Annotated in this window: 11 protein-coding genes and 1 pseudogene; 6 read left to right on the top strand and 6 right to left on the bottom strand. The window is 44.2% G+C overall.

The features are described from left to right. Positions 1 to 17: 17 nt before the first annotated feature. The 3 genes and pseudogenes from NST83_RS03165 to NST83_RS03155 form a co-directional block, all read left to right on the top strand. Positions 18 to 1,121 (top strand): GerAB/ArcD/ProY family transporter, encoded by a 1,104-nt coding sequence (locus tag NST83_RS03165; RefSeq protein ID WP_342416540.1) that lies wholly within the window; start codon positions 18 to 20, stop codon positions 1,119 to 1,121. Beyond that, a complete protein-coding gene (locus NST83_RS03160; protein ID WP_342416539.1) occupies positions 1,114 to 2,307 on the top strand; it encodes a Ger(x)C family spore germination protein in 1,194 nt (397 codons plus the stop codon). The genes NST83_RS03165 and NST83_RS03160 overlap by 8 nt, the downstream gene beginning before the upstream one ends. Further along, positions 2,294 to 2,395 (top strand): annotated as a pseudogene (locus NST83_RS03155) (glycoside hydrolase family 5 protein); the annotation flags it as partial. The gene NST83_RS03160 and the pseudogene NST83_RS03155, both read left to right, overlap by 14 nt. A 14-nt stretch (positions 2,396 to 2,409) precedes the next feature. On the opposite strand, the gene NST83_RS03150 reads toward NST83_RS03155, so the two are convergent. From NST83_RS03150 to NST83_RS03140, 3 genes are all read right to left on the bottom strand, one after another. After that, positions 2,410 to 3,180 (bottom strand): alpha/beta hydrolase, encoded by a 771-nt coding sequence (locus NST83_RS03150; protein WP_137061468.1) that lies wholly within the window; start codon positions 3,178 to 3,180, stop codon positions 2,410 to 2,412. A gap of 378 nt (positions 3,181 to 3,558) precedes the next feature. Then, complete coding sequence (locus NST83_RS03145) at positions 3,559 to 5,913, bottom strand: glycoside hydrolase family 2 TIM barrel-domain containing protein (protein WP_342417860.1); 2,355 nt, start codon at positions 5,911 to 5,913, stop codon at positions 3,559 to 3,561. Between the two features lie 81 nt (positions 5,914 to 5,994). Beyond that, the gene (locus NST83_RS03140) at positions 5,995 to 6,789 is read right to left on the bottom strand and encodes a Nif3-like dinuclear metal center hexameric protein (protein ID WP_342416538.1); all 795 of its coding nucleotides are present in this window, start codon (positions 6,787 to 6,789) and stop codon (positions 5,995 to 5,997) included. A gap of 241 nt (positions 6,790 to 7,030) precedes the next feature. On the opposite strand from NST83_RS03140, the gene NST83_RS03135 reads away from it, so the two are divergent. Both NST83_RS03135 and NST83_RS03130 read left to right on the top strand, forming a co-directional pair. Further along, on the top strand, positions 7,031 to 7,621 hold the full coding sequence (locus NST83_RS03135) for a sigma-70 family RNA polymerase sigma factor (protein ID WP_342416537.1): 591 nt from the start codon (positions 7,031 to 7,033) through the stop codon (positions 7,619 to 7,621). Beyond that, on the top strand, positions 7,582 to 8,604 hold the full coding sequence (locus NST83_RS03130) for a DUF4367 domain-containing protein (RefSeq protein WP_342416536.1): 1,023 nt from the start codon (positions 7,582 to 7,584) through the stop codon (positions 8,602 to 8,604). The genes NST83_RS03135 and NST83_RS03130 overlap by 40 nt, the downstream gene beginning before the upstream one ends. Positions 8,605 to 8,704: 100 nt before the next feature. Here the strand turns inward: NST83_RS03130 and NST83_RS03125 are convergent, their stop codons facing one another. Genes NST83_RS03125 through NST83_RS03115 form a run of 3 tightly spaced genes read right to left on the bottom strand, consistent with a single transcriptional unit; the run spans position 8,705 to position 15,708 of the window. Then, the gene (locus NST83_RS03125; RefSeq protein ID WP_342416535.1) at positions 8,705 to 11,062 is read right to left on the bottom strand and encodes a beta-galactosidase; all 2,358 of its coding nucleotides are present in this window, start codon (positions 11,060 to 11,062) and stop codon (positions 8,705 to 8,707) included. A gap of 22 nt (positions 11,063 to 11,084) precedes the next feature. After that, positions 11,085 to 12,371, bottom strand: a complete 1,287-nt coding sequence (locus tag NST83_RS03120; RefSeq protein ID WP_342416534.1) for a cellulase-like family protein — start codon at positions 12,369 to 12,371, stop codon at positions 11,085 to 11,087. After that, positions 12,364 to 15,708, bottom strand: a complete 3,345-nt coding sequence (locus NST83_RS03115; protein WP_342416533.1) for a DUF5107 domain-containing protein — start codon at positions 15,706 to 15,708, stop codon at positions 12,364 to 12,366. Before NST83_RS03115 ends, NST83_RS03120 begins: the two co-directional genes overlap by 8 nt. A gap of 136 nt (positions 15,709 to 15,844) precedes the next feature. Here NST83_RS03115 and NST83_RS03110 point away from each other — a divergent pair, with 136 nt between their 5' ends. Beyond that, the gene (locus NST83_RS03110) at positions 15,845 to 16,726 is read left to right on the top strand and encodes a helix-turn-helix domain-containing protein (protein ID WP_342416532.1); all 882 of its coding nucleotides are present in this window, start codon (positions 15,845 to 15,847) and stop codon (positions 16,724 to 16,726) included. Positions 16,727 to 16,862 lie beyond the last annotated feature (136 nt).

Here is a 16,862-nt window from a genome sequence, read left to right as displayed (position 1 = left end):
AGGAAGGAGGGAAAATTGTGTTCAGACGCTCTGATGATAAGATCACATCTAAACAGGCGGCAGTATTCCTGACCAATACCGTATTGGGAGCAGGGATTTTGACACTCCCGAGAGGTGTAAGTGAGACGGTAAAGACTCCTGATGCATGGCTTTCTGTCCTGATCGGCGGATGTATTGTCATATTCGTGGTCTTGCTTATGGTGAAATTAAGCCAACAATTTCCCGGTAACACTGTGTATCAATACTCCAGAAGAATCGTGGGTATCATTCCGGGAGGATTTTTAAGTCTGTTATTAATCATATACTTTATCATCATCGCTGGCTTTGAGATTCGCGTTTTAGCTGAAGTAACGTTGTATTTTCTGCTTGAAGGGACACCCATCTGGGCGATTGTAATTCCATTCATCTGGGTGGGAAGTTATCTGGTTTTTGGAGGCATTAATCCCATCGCGCGGTTATACCAGATTGTACTCCCGATCAGTCTTTTCTTTCTGCTCCTCTGTTTTGTCCTTAGCCTAAAAGTCTTTGAAATTGACCATCTTCGTCCTGTATTGAGTAACGGTATTCTTCCAGTAGTTAAGGGACTAAAGTCGACTGTCCTTGTTTTCACTGGATGTGAAGTCATCATGACATTGGTCGCTTTCTTGCAGCACCCTGAAAAAGCGGCCAAGACCATGGTAGCAGGAATCAGCATCCCTTGGATATTGTACTTTTTGACAGTAGTTATGGTAGTCGGCGGGTTATCGGTGGACTCCACTGTGACAAGCACCTGGCCCACCATTAATTTAATGCGCAGCTTTGAAATCCCGGGGTTTCTTTTTGAACGTCTTGAGTTTCCGCTGCTAGTGATTTGGATGATGCAAATGTTTTGTAATTTCTGCAGTTTTTTCTTCAATGCATCCTTAGGTGTCTCACAGGTGTTTGGCCTTCAATATCGCTATGCCATATTTGTCTTAATCCCGCTTATTTTCATCTCCACTATGGTTCCTGTACGTATGACTGAGGTGTTTAGTCTGGGCGATGCGATCGGATACATGGGAATCATTTTATTTTTTCTCGTCCCGGTAACTCTTTCCATCATTTTTATAATTAGGAAGAAGGGAATGAAGCAAAATGTATAGACGACATATCCTATCTTTGCTGCTTGCCTTCATTCTTCTGGTAAGTCAAGTCGGTTGCTGGAGCAGCAGAGAAATAGAAGAACTAAGCATGTATACAGGACTGTCACTGGATAAGGGTGAGCCCAGCACAGTGGAACAGGACCTGGAGAAGGAAGGCAGCCGTTACTTCAAGAAAAATAAAATTACTGCCACTGTGCAAATCGTCCCCAAAAAGTCTTTTGGAAACGCAGCAAAACAAGCCGGTGGACAAGGGCCAAACTATATCAATATAGCTGGCACCGGGGATTCTGTACTTGAAATCTTCCGGCAATTCTCCATCCGCTTGGATCGCCCGATTATTGGTCACCACCTGAAGGTCATCGTGGTTTCTACCGAACTGGCGAAACAACAGACGATGCAGCAATTAATGGATTTTGTGCTTCGTGATAATGATATTCGACCGAGCTGCCTGGTTTTCTTAAGTAAGGGACGAGCAGCTAACACATTGGTCACAAAATATAAGGACGAGGTCCCTTCCTTCCATATATTGTATATGGTTCGTAACCATTTCAGAACCAGCAAGTTAATGAGAGGGATCAATTTGTCTGAATTGGATGGGTTGATGCATTCCAAAAAAAGCTATATCCTGCAAAACATTATTGAAGCCGAAGGAGAATTTGAATTTTCAGGTGCCAGCATTATTAAGGGAGACACCGGCCACTGGCTCGGCAATTTGGGGCAACAAGACGTGGAGAGTATTGCATGGATTAAAGATGATGTTGAGGGTGGAGCTATCAAAACATATGATGAGCGGAATCAACCTATAACTTATGAGATCAAGTCGGTAAATAGCAAAATAACGACTAAGGTGACCGAGGGAAATAACATCTCCTTTCATGTCAAGATTGAATCCAAAGGGCGTTTAATTGAAGACTGGGATGATAAATTGGACCCGACCAAGACACAAAACATGAAAAAGGCTGAGAAAGAGTTTGAAAAAGAAGTAACAAGAAGGCTTAAAACTCTTATGCACAAGCTGCAATCGCAATATAAAGTCGATGTTGCCGGTTTTGGCGAACACTTATATATTGAAAAACCTCAAGTGTGGAAAAAAGTAAAGGATGATTGGGATTATAAATTCAGTCAAATACCCGTAACTTTCGATGTCAAGTTAACCATTACGGATTTAGGCTCATCTGCTGAATAAAGGACTTCCATTGATTATTGGTGAATTTGGTGGTTACCATCAGGGAGCGGATGTCGATGAGACAGAAATCATGAGATACGGCCAATCCGCTCCTGAATTTTTTCAGAAGCGGCTTACAAACTGGCTAATTAATCGGTTTAATGGTTTGGCTGCTTTCGTAGGAATTCGATGATCCATATCCTCAATAAAAATCAGCTCGTTTTGGGGCAATCGTTCATGCAACAACCGGGCATATGGATAAAAGAGTTTGTCTTTCTCTCCGTAAATTAACAGGACGCGATGATTTATTTCCTGCAAATGTGCTGTACAGTTATAGTGCAGACTATAATTGTAATATTGCTCCGCGTTTTTGGCGTTTCCTTTTCTGGCATCGTTAAACAACGTCCAGAACAAGGATAAATTTTTATGAGCTTGACTCCAAGCAGTGGAGAAAGCAATCGGACTGATCAATCCCAGTTTGGAGAACATATGTCCAAGTGATATTTTGTTTTTTAATTCCCTACCCCCAACTTCCGACATGCCACCGATGATAATGCCGCCCAGGGATCGATCAGGATAGGCTAACAGAAAGTCAAGCACAATGGAGCCACCTATCGAATAACCGCATAAAAATGCCCTCTCTATCTTCAACTCGTCCATAAGCTGCTTCATATCCTCGGCAATTAACGGATAGGTAATCGCTTTCTTGGAAGGCTCACTTTGACCATGGCCCCGAATATCAAAAGCTACTGTACGAAAACGATCGGACAATTCCTGAATTTGATATTGAAAATTCGAACTTGTCAACACTGGAGGATGAATGAACAGGATTGCCGTCCCTTTTCCACGATCCGTGTAATGCATACTATATCCGTTTATATTGGTTTTGGGCAATGCGAAACACATCCTCACTGCTTATATTTAGAAGAAAACAAAGCGTAAAAAAACGCAAAGACCTTTCACAATGCGTTTTTCAAAAACTCTTAACAAAAGCTAGCTCACCATAAAGGAGTTATCATAATTATTTCCGAAAATATTGTGAGTTACACAACATTTTCAATTTTAAACTCGACTGTTTTTCAAAGGACAAAGACGAGTGAAAAAACGCGCACCGCTCCAAAATGAATCATCAGACCTATCATGAACGCTCGATCACAAGCTCGGACGTTACCGTATCGGTAAGGCTACGCCGAACTGGAGGCACTACTACCGTACCAATACAGCTACATCCGCTTTACGCGCCAGATGGACCGTTTCCTCAACCTTGAATTGTCATTTGTATTCATGCTCAATATTTAGTCTGGCTTCCCCCTGCAACCCTCCATCTGCTGAAGCTTGAAGCAACAGCTCACCTGCCAGATACCCGGATTGCACTATAACAAGACACCTGCCTCTGTGTGTTCGTATCTGGTTTCCCTGGAAGGGTTCATCACGGGTGAGATCGCCGTTATCTATTCCAAGGATACGACCATTACCATGCAGTTTAAATGTTACATCAAATTCCTGATTAGGTACAATAATTCCATCTTGGTCTGTGACAGTTACCTCCACATGAGATATTTCATGACCATTGGCAGGTAGAACCGCCCGATCAGCCTGCAACTTTAGACCATAAGGAAGCCCGGCAGTGGTTAATTCATGCACACAGACCTTATGATCTCCATTACTGCCAATAGCCCGGATTTTGCCTGGTGTATAGGGAAGCTCCCATATGATTAAATGATCAGGGTAATCGACAAGCTTTCTTTCACCATAAGATTCATTGTTCACGATCAATTCCACGCGCTCACAATTGGTGAAGGTAACTAACCGTATCAATTTTCCGCCATATTCAGGAAATGTCCAATGATCTTCCATACCCGGACATTTCCAGTGCATCGTCCACGATGGATTGTGTTCCGGCTTCATACGTTCGTGAAGTACAGCAATGTGCACAATAGGCTCATCTGACCATAAACTTTGTTGAAGAAAGGACACAGGCTTGCGGAACCCGCAAGTATCAATCAGGCCCGACGACCACCCTTTGGAGGGATAGCTTGTTTCTCCCAGATAGTCAATTCCACTCCACACAAATTGACCGATCACATAATCGTGATTAGCGACATCAAACCAGGGATTGTGGGGCAAATAACCTTTAACCCGATTATCCTTACCACGATAATACGGAAAAGTCTCCGTTCCAATGATTAGCGTATCCGGCATGGCCCTTCTGTAGTGCTCATACCACTGCTCCTGATAGTTTAACCCCAGAACGTCCACTCGTTGTGCCAGCAGCCTGGTATGCTCCACCTTAGCTTGAATCGAACCATCACGCAGGCTGATCGGTGTATTATGTGGCTCAAGCGCACAGGTAACAGGCCGGGTGGGGTCCTTTTCATGGCAAAAGGCAACGAGCTGCTCCAGCATTTTGAGCATGGACGGTTGACCCTGGTTCTCTACTTCATTCCCCACACTCCATATGAAAACGCTGGGATGGTTCCTGTCTCTTACGAGCATCGCCTCCAGGTCCTTTTCCCACCATTCATCAAATAAATGCTCATAGGAAAGAGATTTCCATTTGTCAAAAGCTTCATCCATTACCAGGAATCCCATCTGATCACAAAGATCCAACAATTCAGGCGCCATCGGATTATGAGCAAAACGAATCGAGTTACAGCCCATCTCCTTCAGCCTCTGTAGCCTTCTCTTCATGGCCGTATCATGGTAAGCAGCTCCCAGACAGCCTAAATCATGGTGAATACAAACTCCCTTTAGCTTCAAGCTGCTTCCATTCAGAAATAGCCCCTTTTGAGCGTCCAGCTTCACTTCTCTTATGCCAAAAGGGGTTCGATAACAATCTACCTCTTTATTGTCGCAATAAATGATGGTTTGAGCTTCATAGAGCACCGGGTTCTCCGGTGACCACAATTCTGGCTCTAAAATCCGCGTTTTTTGCTCCATTTCGCCCGTTTCAAAGCCCGATAGAGTCACTCGGTTTTCAATTTTTCCTTTTACTTGTCCCTGTGAATCCAGAATTTCAGTCACCATATTACACTCTACAGCATGCTCATGATGATTAGTAATCTGGATTCTGGCACTCACCTTGGCTTCATCTGGCGAAATTTCAGGTGTGGTGATGTAAGTCCCCCATCCGGTGACATGAATATAATCCGTACAAATCAGCCACACATTACGATAAATACCGGACCCCGAATACCATCTGTCAGGCGGAAGAGTCGTATTGTCCACTTTGACAGCAATCACGTTATCCTCATTCCACCGAATATATGGGGTCAAATCATATTGAAAACTAACATATCCATAAGGCCGCTTGCCCACAAAATGCCCATTGATCCAAACCTCACTATTATTGTGAATACCATCAAATTGTATGTAAACGCGCTGTTTGGGAGAAGAGGGCTTCACATTAAAATGCTTTCTATACCATCCAACAGACCATCTGGGCAAATAAGCTTGATTCCCGCCATACAGCATATGTGGATCAAAGGATTTTTCTATACTCCAGTCATGAGGAACTTGAAGGAGCCGCCATTGCTCATCGTTATAATCTGTCTTTTCGGCACCTGTGTAATTACCCTCTATAAATTTCCAGTCTGTGTTGAATGACGTAATCACTCTGCTTCCCATCATCTTGCCTCCATTTCATAAAAATTGATGAACGGATATAACAACAATGCGGGATAATCATCACAATAGACGTGTTCTCCATTACAATATTTGAAACACCGGGCGATCTTCAATAAAATGTATAGGAATTGTTGGGAATTGGCTGGAAAGCACATCAGCGAGGTATTTCATACCAGGTGCTTCGCTTTCGGCATGTCCCAGCATAATAAGGGCTTTATTTCTGCCCTGATAGACAGCATCTTTCACATATTCTGGCGTTTCCCATTCGGGTCCTTCACCAGCAATGATCAAATCCACATTTTCATTTAGAAATAATGGAATGGCCGGTTCAGCACCTCCCCTGTAACCTACCATAATCCCTACTCGTTCACATGGCATGGAAAGCTCACCAGCTACCCGTACATAACGAATATGAAGCTTGGCTTTGATATATTCGGCGACCTCCTTCACTTCCATAGCCGGAATTGTCAAAATGGCGAACGCCGGCTGCTGTTTCACAACATAGGTGTGCCAATCAAGTGCCTGGAGAAGTCCAACCATCACTCCATCCGGCTGATAACGGTGTATGGTGTCATGCAAACGATAAATACCTAGACCCGAGTCGGCAATCAGACGGGATTTTTGCAAAAAGACAGGATCATGTCGTAAACATTCCTGTATCCCCAGATGGCTATAAAAAATGCCTTCATGCGTAATGATAAAATTTGCGCCTAGAGAAATAGCTTGTTCTATCACATATTGGGACGCGCAGAAAGCGGTTACAATTCCTTGCACCTCAGTATCCAAATGCCCTGGGTTAAGCAGATCTACGGTCGTGTTGGGTGTTCTTATTCCCTTGGTCAGATGGTTCACAATCTGTCCTATGGTCATGGTCATTCATGTATCCCTCCTCATGGAGAATGCACATCAATTGTACCATTTTATTTCAGTCATGGATGCTATTCTTTTTAGTAAAACAGCCAGCTCCAAGGGAGCCGGCTATAGTATAAATTTATTTATACTATATTTAATTCAGGACTTTTCTAGCGAATATGTAGAAAAAGTGTCCCTTTGGGCTCACTTCAATTGTTATATGTATATAAACTGCATATTGGACACAGAGGAGGTGCTTCAGGATTTGGATGAAGAAATAGAGTACAGGATTAAACGGGTTCAGGCAGGCGAAATCCAGGATTACGCTTTTATCGTAAAAAAGTACCAGCATCCGATTCTGGTGTACTGCTGGCGGCTTCTGGGCAACGAACAAGAAGCCGAGGACGCCGTTCAGGACATTCTCGTTAAGTCATTTGAGAAAATTAACATGTATAAGCCGACTGTGAGCTTCTCGTCCTGGCTATATAAAATGGCTTATCATCACTGCTTGAACTTGATTCACCGAAAGAAATTGCAACGAGCATTTAAGCTTGGTCTGTTTACCCACAACATGCCAACCACTGACAGCGCTGCACAGAATATAGAAAGCCAACTTTTCAGTGAACCGCTCAGCCGGGCGCTGAACAAACTGACAGCAGAAGAACGAAGCCTGCTGGTGCTGCGAATCTTTGAAGAAAAGTCGTTTGGCGAGATCGGTGAAATCATGAACAAAAGCCAGGAAGCGGTCAAGAAAAAATACGGCAGGACGAAAACAAAGCTCAAAAAAATAATGAACGCTATGAAGGAGGAAGAGGAATGCGTGAACTTCAACACACTGTTCAAGACAAAAGCATAAAGGAAATGGATTTACTGCCGGAAAATGCGTTGAAACTCCAGGCGTTTGATGTCACGGACAAGGTGATGGATCGGGTCTATCAGAAGGGACAACGAAAACCGGGACCGACTGCCAAAATGCGTCTACGACCCGGTATCGCAGTCCCCGCTATGATCACGTTCTTTGTTTTGGGTGCTTCTATTACCGGATACGCGGCTTCGCAATACCTTGAATTTCGTAACAGCAAGGGTGACATCGTATTACATACAGCTAAATTTTATGAACCCTCGGATTCTGTTAAAAAGTATTTACAGGTGCTGGATACATACAGCCAAAAGGTAAAAAATCAGCTTCAGCCGGGAGAATATGCTGCCTATTACGTTAAGGATGATTTTATGAATAACGAAGACCGACTTAATCCGGTCAAATTTGAATATAAGTGGGTTGAATTCTCCAGTTTCAGCAGCTTTCAGAAAGAAATTAAACGGACGCATGCACCACTCTTGTATAGTCCATCTCATCTGCCGGACGGCTACCATTTCGATTACGGATATGTGTATCCTGCTTTTATGTACCCTAAATCTCTGAATAATGCAGAATATCGCACTCTAGTTGATGAGCTCATCCAAAAGTCCAAAACCGCTCCAGCAGGTGAAAAGATGTTTATAAAGAAGCTGAACTGGAAAAAGGCGGACCTTACTACAGCGCGGTATGTGAAAGGAAGCAACTATGTGAGCATTTCCATCAGTACACTCACACCTGAATCCAAGCTGACTATCTTTCAGAATGATCGAGATTCGGCTGAAAAGTTGACGATTAAGGGAACCGAGGCATATTACATCGGATCAGGTAAGACAAAACAGCCAACTAATACAAGCAAAAATCGGCTTGGTTGGAAAGATGACAACCATCATTTGTTCTACGAGATTTATGACAATCCGAATAGTCCGTTGGTCAAGCAGGACTTAGTAAAGATTGCGGAAGATCTCCTCGCCCCTCATTAATTCAGCAAATTCCATCATAACCGTTACTCACAACAGCTTCTGTTAGTAACGGTTATAGGTCTCCCCTTTTCTAATCAGGAACTAAATGATGAGGACCATGTTACATGGTGATTTTGATCTCATACACAGGTACAATGCTGACCGAGCCGATGTCCACGATTCGTTCCTCTGTCGTCTCTTTCCAGCCAGCCATGGTCGTATTGCTGTTGAGAACCTTACCTTTTCGAATGGGGGAAACATACACATACATTCCTTGCTCGATAAGCCGATGTTCAAATGGTTTCAAACCCATTTCCCAGGTCGTATGGTTGCAGAAGTTATCGTGAATCAGTTCGCCATCAATAAAAGCATAACCAATATCTCCAGTATAACCGATACGTAGTAGAGCCTCCTTGATTCCGTCAAAGGCATTTATTTCGAAACCAAGAGTAAGTTTATCGTCATTAACCCTTTTCAAATAGAACTGGATTTCTTTCTTAGGAGCCCTTAAATGATACGTTATAAAGAATTTACTTTCTGTTATTTCAAGCAGCTCTCCACCAGAAATCGATGTGATCGGGGTGTCAAAATCCGGGAATACACTCAGTGTTACAATCTCCTGGTCCGTTGACTCCAGCTTGATCTCAGCTCCAGATACAAGTACATTGGCACTTGTCACTATGACTCTGTCCCGACCTTGCAGGTTTACCTTCCAAAAATTAAGACTTTGTTCATCAGTCATCGTGTAGATGGCGACTTTTTTGCCACTTTTAGATACCAGGTGGATGAGACTATCTTCCTCTTCAGCAACCTTAATGAGCGTGTTCCCATCCATTTGGTCTATCGAACCTTTGTCGATGGTGGCACTGATCATATCTTTTGACTCCATTGCATAAGTTCCTGTCATGCCCTCCGGTATAAAGAAAAAATAATATACTTCTCCAGCCTCTTCTATCCTTGTTATCAGCTGTGACGTTGCATAGTTGAGCTTCATTCCATCCAGATTGAAATTAAATGGCAATATAGCGAAGCTTTCACGTCCTAACGTCAGCTCCCCTTGACTAGGGATGACAATCGTTTCCTCGGGTAGCTCAATGCTTACATTAAAATCGCACAGGTCGACATTTTCGGCATGGTCTTGGAAATTATTTAGAAACAGGTAACCCGATCCGGCACTGGAGCGAACTGCATATCGCAAGGTATTCACATCGTAAGGATCCATATGGGACGTATCGCCTGGCAGAATGGTCTTCGTTAGGGAGAATTGCTTTTGGAACGTTGAAAAAAAATAATGCTGGAGCTTTGTTCTTTGGTATGATTCTCTTACTTGACCGAATTCACCGATCATGGCATTGAAATCATAGGATATTTTAGGTGTGGCCAGATCATTTGTGAACGGGTTAACCTCCCCCCGAGGATTCGAACCCCCATGATACATATAGTATCCGATCAGGTTACAGCCTTCTGCAACCTTCATGACAGTCATTGCTGGAACACTACGATAGGGAAAGGCAAACCGGTATTTATAAAACTGAACCATGCCGCCACCCATCTCGCAGCAAGCGTACGGATAATCTTCAGGGGCGTATTGAGGCTCGAAATTGTAGCTCTTTGGAATCTTGTTATTATGCTTATCTCGGAAAATGTATTCCGGTGTCGCAGGATGCTCGTTCATCCCCTCCAAACGTCCCTCTTCGTAATAGATCCATGGCCAGTAGGCATACCCGCCCCACAAGGGCAGCATATCAGGTACAGGGGTTGTTGCTCCTCCCCATCCTGTGCAGGTATAGATTGGAGTATCAATCCCTGCTTCCAGAGCTATTTCTTTCAGTTTTAACATATGTGAGTTACCGTCACTTCCGCTGTTTAACCACATATCATTAATTCCTACAGTCAATGCCCACTGGGAAGATGCATGATGATGCTCGTTTTCGATTTGGGTGCCGATGATCGGCCCCCCCTCCTTATATAACAATCCCTTAACCTGGATGCCGATTTGGTTATACATTCTTCTTGTATAAAACAGATACCCCTCATCATTAGAACGAACCTCAAAGGGCCGACCGAATAACCAATCCGGTATACCGCCGTTTCGGATTTCCCCATGATTGAAGGGTCCGATCCGAATCATGACGTATAGCTGATGTTTATCGCACAACTCGATGAAACGGCGAAGGTTTCTGTTCCCACTCCAATTAAAAGCACCCTCAATTTCTTCGTGAAGGTTCCAAAAAATATAGGTTGCAATGATGTTTACGCCGCCCATTTTTATTTTAACCAATTCATCTTCCCAATAGCGTTCATCGTAACGGGCATAATGGAATTCACCACAAATGCCGAAAAAGGGCTCTCCGTCCTTCTCCATAAAATAGTTGGTGAATCCGATCTCCTCTCCTTTTGGATGGGTGCCACCAAGCTGGATATGACCTTTAACAATATGCTTGTGATCGTCTTTGACCGTAATTCGATAGTTTCTCATGAAGTTCACTCCCCTCATTCGTTCATATTGAATTCAGGATAAATTGATTCCACTTGCGCTGCCAGGCTACATCATTCCAGAATGGATGATGCGGAGCACAGTTGGAGCAGAGGGTCATTCCCCAGAAACCAAGTGCCATTCCTTTTCGCAGCACATATTCAGCGATAAACTTGCCGACTGGGCCTTCTTCAAATTGGGCGTACAGCGGCGTGTAGCCTACATAGCCTTCTCCTATGACAATGGGAATGCCGGAATGACGGGTCCATTCATGTATTTCTTCCAATCGGGTGTCCGCCTTCTGCAACATGGCCATTTTATGGTCTCCATACCGGTCGTACAAAAATAAATCCCATTGATCCGGGTCTGCCCAGTCATGCAAATAAATAAGCCTCATGCCAACCGGATTACCTTCCATCCGCCAATTTTGCTCCGAAGGCAGGGTCCACTCTGCAAATGGAGGAGCGTCTTCTCTTAATAGGGATTGTACGAATCGATTGGGGAATGGCGACAACTCATCATCAAGCCCTGCGGCTTCCATAAGCTCATTGAGCATCCCTTTAATATAAAGATGAAAATGGGCAACCTGCATATTACGTGCGACGTAAGCTTTAGGGTAGGCTTCATTTAACGTATAGCTGGCCGTCATCCTAATATCGGGATGACATTGGCGAAGATATCCAACAGCTTCCTCTACATAGGGCTGCATGGCTTCAATGAGGGCTGATACATCCGTTTCAGCTATGCCTTCAGACGTTCCGACAACGTTTAACTGTCCAAACTCCACTTCATTGTGCAACTCTGTATAGATAATCTGGTTCCTATAGCCTTCCGCTGTAACGAAACGAATCAACTGATCCATCGATCTTGCGATGGTCATAAATCTTTCCTTAGGAGGAATTGCAGCTAATGCATCTCTAAGCTCAGCATGAGCCAGGAAGCTGGGACTCTGCTGATATTCCCAAGAGGATAACATAATGTAACAGTTATGAGCCTTTGCTTGTCTAAACAGCTCAAGCAAATGAGCATGCCCATCCAGCACTGCGCCGCCGCGACAGTTATACCAGCGCGTACGCTGGCCTACTTCCCCAAGGTTGGCAAACTCCAAGGGTCCGGGGCGTTTGCCATCAGCCGTAAACAACATGAATGGCATAGCACATATTCGGATCGTATTGTAGCCTCTTTGGACCGCTTCTTTAAAACGGGCTTCAAGATCGCTATAGGGCTCACCTTCCTGTGTCATTGTATACCAAGAGAAATCCCACATCGTGATCGTCAATTTGCGTGGTACATTTCTCAAGAGATTACTCATTTGAGCTTCCCTCCCAGTCCATATGATTCAATGCTCCTTGGTGGTTAGCTTCCAGCTTAAGCACAGATTCAAAATGCAGGATAGCCTCGTCTTGTCGCCCTAATCCAAGCAAGCCCAGTGCTTTCATATAGGTACAATGGATCTGATTACGAATATTCAAATCATCTTCAAAAATGAGAAAGTCGGGTAACGAAACCGCGAAGTAATCCATTTTCACGGGTTCGAACAAGTGTCTTTCAGCGTAATCAATTAGCTTGTTGAATCGGCGATTGCCTTCCTTTACATGACCAAGTTTCTTCCAGGCCAATCCTTGGTAAAATATCATATCCGGCTGTTGATCGTTGTAATACATGGGGTTGATGGGTTCCTTCAGTCCTTGAGAGGCCGTGGAAAAGGCCTGCGCTGCCTCATCTGTTAATTTCAATCGCTCATACGCGCAGCCCAAATAATAGTAGATATCATTATCCTGCGAACCCTTTAGCTTGCCTTCTCCAAGATTCTCTGGATAAACTAAAGCCTCCCGCAGCCCTTTTACAGCCTGCTCAATCCGCCCAGACCTCAGGTCGGACTTGGCAAGCTCTACTTTGGCCTGCTTATACTGTCCAGTTACCTTACCCTCTCCGCCTTCCCATGGATGAAATGTTCTGCCTGTCAGCAAGGATAACGCTATCTTGTGCTGCTTCATAATATTGTGAACGGTTACATATTCCAAAAACAGATCATCGCGAAGCTTTACGATCCCCGGATAACTCTCCAGCAGGTTCAATCTGTCATCAGGCTTGATATTCAGTTTCTTATAAAGCTGGTCAAGCTCATAAAGAACACGCGCGTCTGATGTATTGCCTGCAAAGGCCTGCTCTAACGATTGGCGAGCCTGCTCTATTTGGCCTTGCTTGTTAAAATATCCAAGAGCAAGATTACGGTGAACGACGGGGAAGGTATCATCAATGGTACGAGATGTTTCCCAGCAAGCAATGGCATCCAAGTGCCGTTTCTTATCATAGAGTAAATTGCCCAAGTAATAATGTGCCTTTCCATCCCCCGGTTTCGTTTGAACTGCAAATTGCAACACGTCGTACTCAAACAGAGTGTTGGGAAAGCAGTAATCGGGTACTGCTTCGGCTGCCTGAGCGAGAGCCCTGTTCGCCTGCTCGTGCTTGCCGATTTTAGCATAGCAGAAGGCCTGAATGTAATGCAGCATAGGGTAGGTTTGCGCCTGCTCTGAAGCGCCTTCCAGCACGAATGCCGCATCCTCATAGAGTCCTGCCGCCGCATAATCCGAGGCTATGGCTATATCATTGTGCACATCTCCACGCGTCCATTTTTTCAATTCATCGAAGACCGTTATAGCATCAGATCGTAACCCGAGAGCCTCTAGTGATAATCCTTGCTCACGGTAAGCTCCAAAATCGGCGATATCGAGCTTAATCGTTTCCTTGGAAAAAGCTACTGCCGCTTCGTAGTTGCCAAGCTTACGAAAAATAGCCGACTTTAGGTTGCGTGCTTTGTAGTTGCGAGCATTTCGGATGATCGAACGCTCCACAAGCTCCAATGCTTCTTCATAGTTCCCTTTTTCTGTCGCAATCTGCGCAAGTGAGAAATACCCGCTGTCTTGCCATGCCGCACTCCACACTGATTTATAAAATGCAGAGAACGCCTCATCCAGTCGCCCTTGATGTTTTAACGATAAACCAAGCTGATAATAGGCCTCACCGTCATAGGGGTTAGCGTTACGCCAGGTTACCCGCGAAATGGCTTTACGGAAGCACGCTTCGCTTGCTGAATACAACCCTCTACGGAGAAGCAACGTACCATATGCCACATTTATGCGGCTGTCTTCCTCATCTCTTTTCAGGCCCTCCAGATAATACGCCTCGGGTTTGAAGGTGGCATGACGGTATTGCTCCAAGTGTTGACCAGCTAAATACAATTCTTCGTTCGTTCTTAATTCCTCCGGTTCCGGCAAGGGTGTTGCCGCAGCAGGCATCTGTTCAACTTGCTTTTTCCTCGGCTGGTAGCTAATCAGCTCCCTCCCTGTCGCGTCTTTGACAGTTAAGCATAGTTCATCATCATCAGCCAAGAGATCGATTTTCTGTACAAAGGCCATACTAGGTTCCAAATCTACAGATTCTTTAATATAGAGTCTCCGCTGGCTGCTTAATTCCACGACGGCTTTACGAAATGGAGAAGTCACATAGACTCCAATCTGTGCTGTCCCTTCACTGCGATCCATGTCCAAACTTACAGCTGCATCAATTGAAGCATTTTTGACCATACCAATATGTTTATAAGGCATAAAATACTGCGAGAACGATTTTTCTTCATACGGCTGAAGCCATGTAAAATCAGGTTGGTTATCGGTATATACACCCGTCATCAACTCGATGTAAGGACCGTCTTCGTCAGTTAGATTCCGATCCCATGCCTGGCCGAATTCGCCATTCCCCCATGTCCATTGCTTTTTTCCGGGAGAGATATGATGGTTGGCCACATGCAAAAGCCCGGCTTGTTTCATATGGTCATAACCACCTATGAAATTGTAGTCCGATTTATAGGCCATATATGAAGTGGGGACAGGAATATTTTTGTATCGGGAGATATCTACGCCTTCAGAATAATCCATTTTATAATAAATGCCTGTAGCGATCGGGAAACGGGATACATCTCGCTTTCCATGGTCGAACACGGCTGATACGTCCGGAGGAAAAACAGATTGAGTGTGATCATGTACCGCTACGGCTGGATTTGCCCACCATAGAAACGTTTGAGGCTCGGCAGTCCGGTTGTATAGCTGGGCCCCCATTTTAAGGTATGCTTTATCCGGTTGAAGTGTAAAACCAGCGGTTACTTTCGTGCCGAACATGCGGTCAATTTCGCTCACCCATACCGTCGCGCTACCGTCCTCATGTTCTTCCAGCTTGTATTCGACAGGTCCGTAAGTGTTGGGACGGTGATGCTGAGGCCAGTTAAACTCAATGCCTCCCGATATCCATGGCCCCAATAAGCCCACAAGCGCTGGTTTGATGACCTTGTTATAGTAAACAAAATCGTAACCGTTGGTCTTGTCGACCGCACGATAAATACGACCTCCCAGCTCTGGCATGATCTCAATACGCAAATATTTATTTTCCAGAAAAACCACTTGGTAATTTTCCAGTTTCTTATCATTCTCAATTTTATCAATTACCGGATGCGGATACACTCGACCGGAGCTTCCTTGGTAGACACGTTTCTCCAGAAACATTGGATTTTTGTCGGGTTTGCCAATGCCGTACGTAGGGATCTGCACAGTTTCCTCCCACACGCGTGCCTTAGCGTCGAAGATGCTCAAATCCATCACTCCTTTATAGTCGCTCTTATATTCAGAGCTTACAAGTAAGCGACACTACATACAATTGACAATCCACTGTTTATGATGGACTATATACGTATTTCATGATTAGAGATGCATCCGGCTGGGAGATGAATAGATTATGAATAAGAAAGCTGATGGATTTGAGGGTGAAAGGTTATATGTCCTTCCGCCCTATATGTTGAATAAATTAAAATTGAATCCGCTTACACGAAATCTATATATTACGGATATAGGCTGCTTTAGCCATGCCCGCCATCATTTTCGTGAAAGAACGCATGGTTGTGACTCTTATATATTCATTTACTGTGCCCGCGGGAAAGGTTGGGTACGAACGGTGGATAACGTAACCATTTGCATGACGGAGCAAAGCTTTGCTTACATTCCCAGGGACATGCCGCATGCTTATGGGGCTGACGATGTAGATCCTTGGACGATTTACTGGTTTCATCTCCAAGGGGACCAAATGGACGATTTCATGGCATTATTTGAGCCTTGTAAAACGTATGTTACAATGGCTGCCAGTGATGAAGTCAAACTACTGGAGCTATTTCATCAGTGTTACGACCTTTTATTGAACAAATCATACTCTATTATACATTTAGTTCAAGTGTCGCAAACTGTTCGTTATCTGCTGAGTTTTGTATTATCCGTTGCATTTCGCAAGGAAGACAGTACGTACCAGAGCCATGTTGATAAGGCAACACGTTATATGCGCGAACAATTGGAATCCACCGTCTCGTTGGAGGAGCTTAGTCGGCATGTTCAGGTATCCAAGCAGCATTTAAACTTGATATTCAAGCAATCAACCGGCTACTCTCCAGTGGATTACTATTTAAGAATGAAGATACAGAGGGCCAGTCAGCTTTTGGACTTAACGAATGCTTCTATTAAAGAAATTAGCATACAACTCGGTTTTAGGGACCCTTATTACTTCTCCAGACTGTTCAAAAAAATAATGGGCTGCTCTCCTTTGGAATATCGAAATAATCTGAAGGGTTGACCCATAGATGAGTCCCCCGTTCACTGCATGCACCATTCTCATGGATGATCCCTTACGACCGGCAGCATACCTAATTAAAAGATGATAATTGGTTGGTCCACCAACCAATTAATTTATTATCAATAAAATTATAACA

Source organism: Paenibacillus sp. FSL R10-2782 (assembly GCF_038592985.1).
In the GTDB taxonomy this organism is placed as follows: Bacteria; Bacillota; Bacilli; order Paenibacillales; family Paenibacillaceae; genus Paenibacillus; species Paenibacillus terrae_C.
Note: the sequence above shows the minus strand (reverse complement) of the source record. Positions and strands in the feature narration are given on the sequence as shown.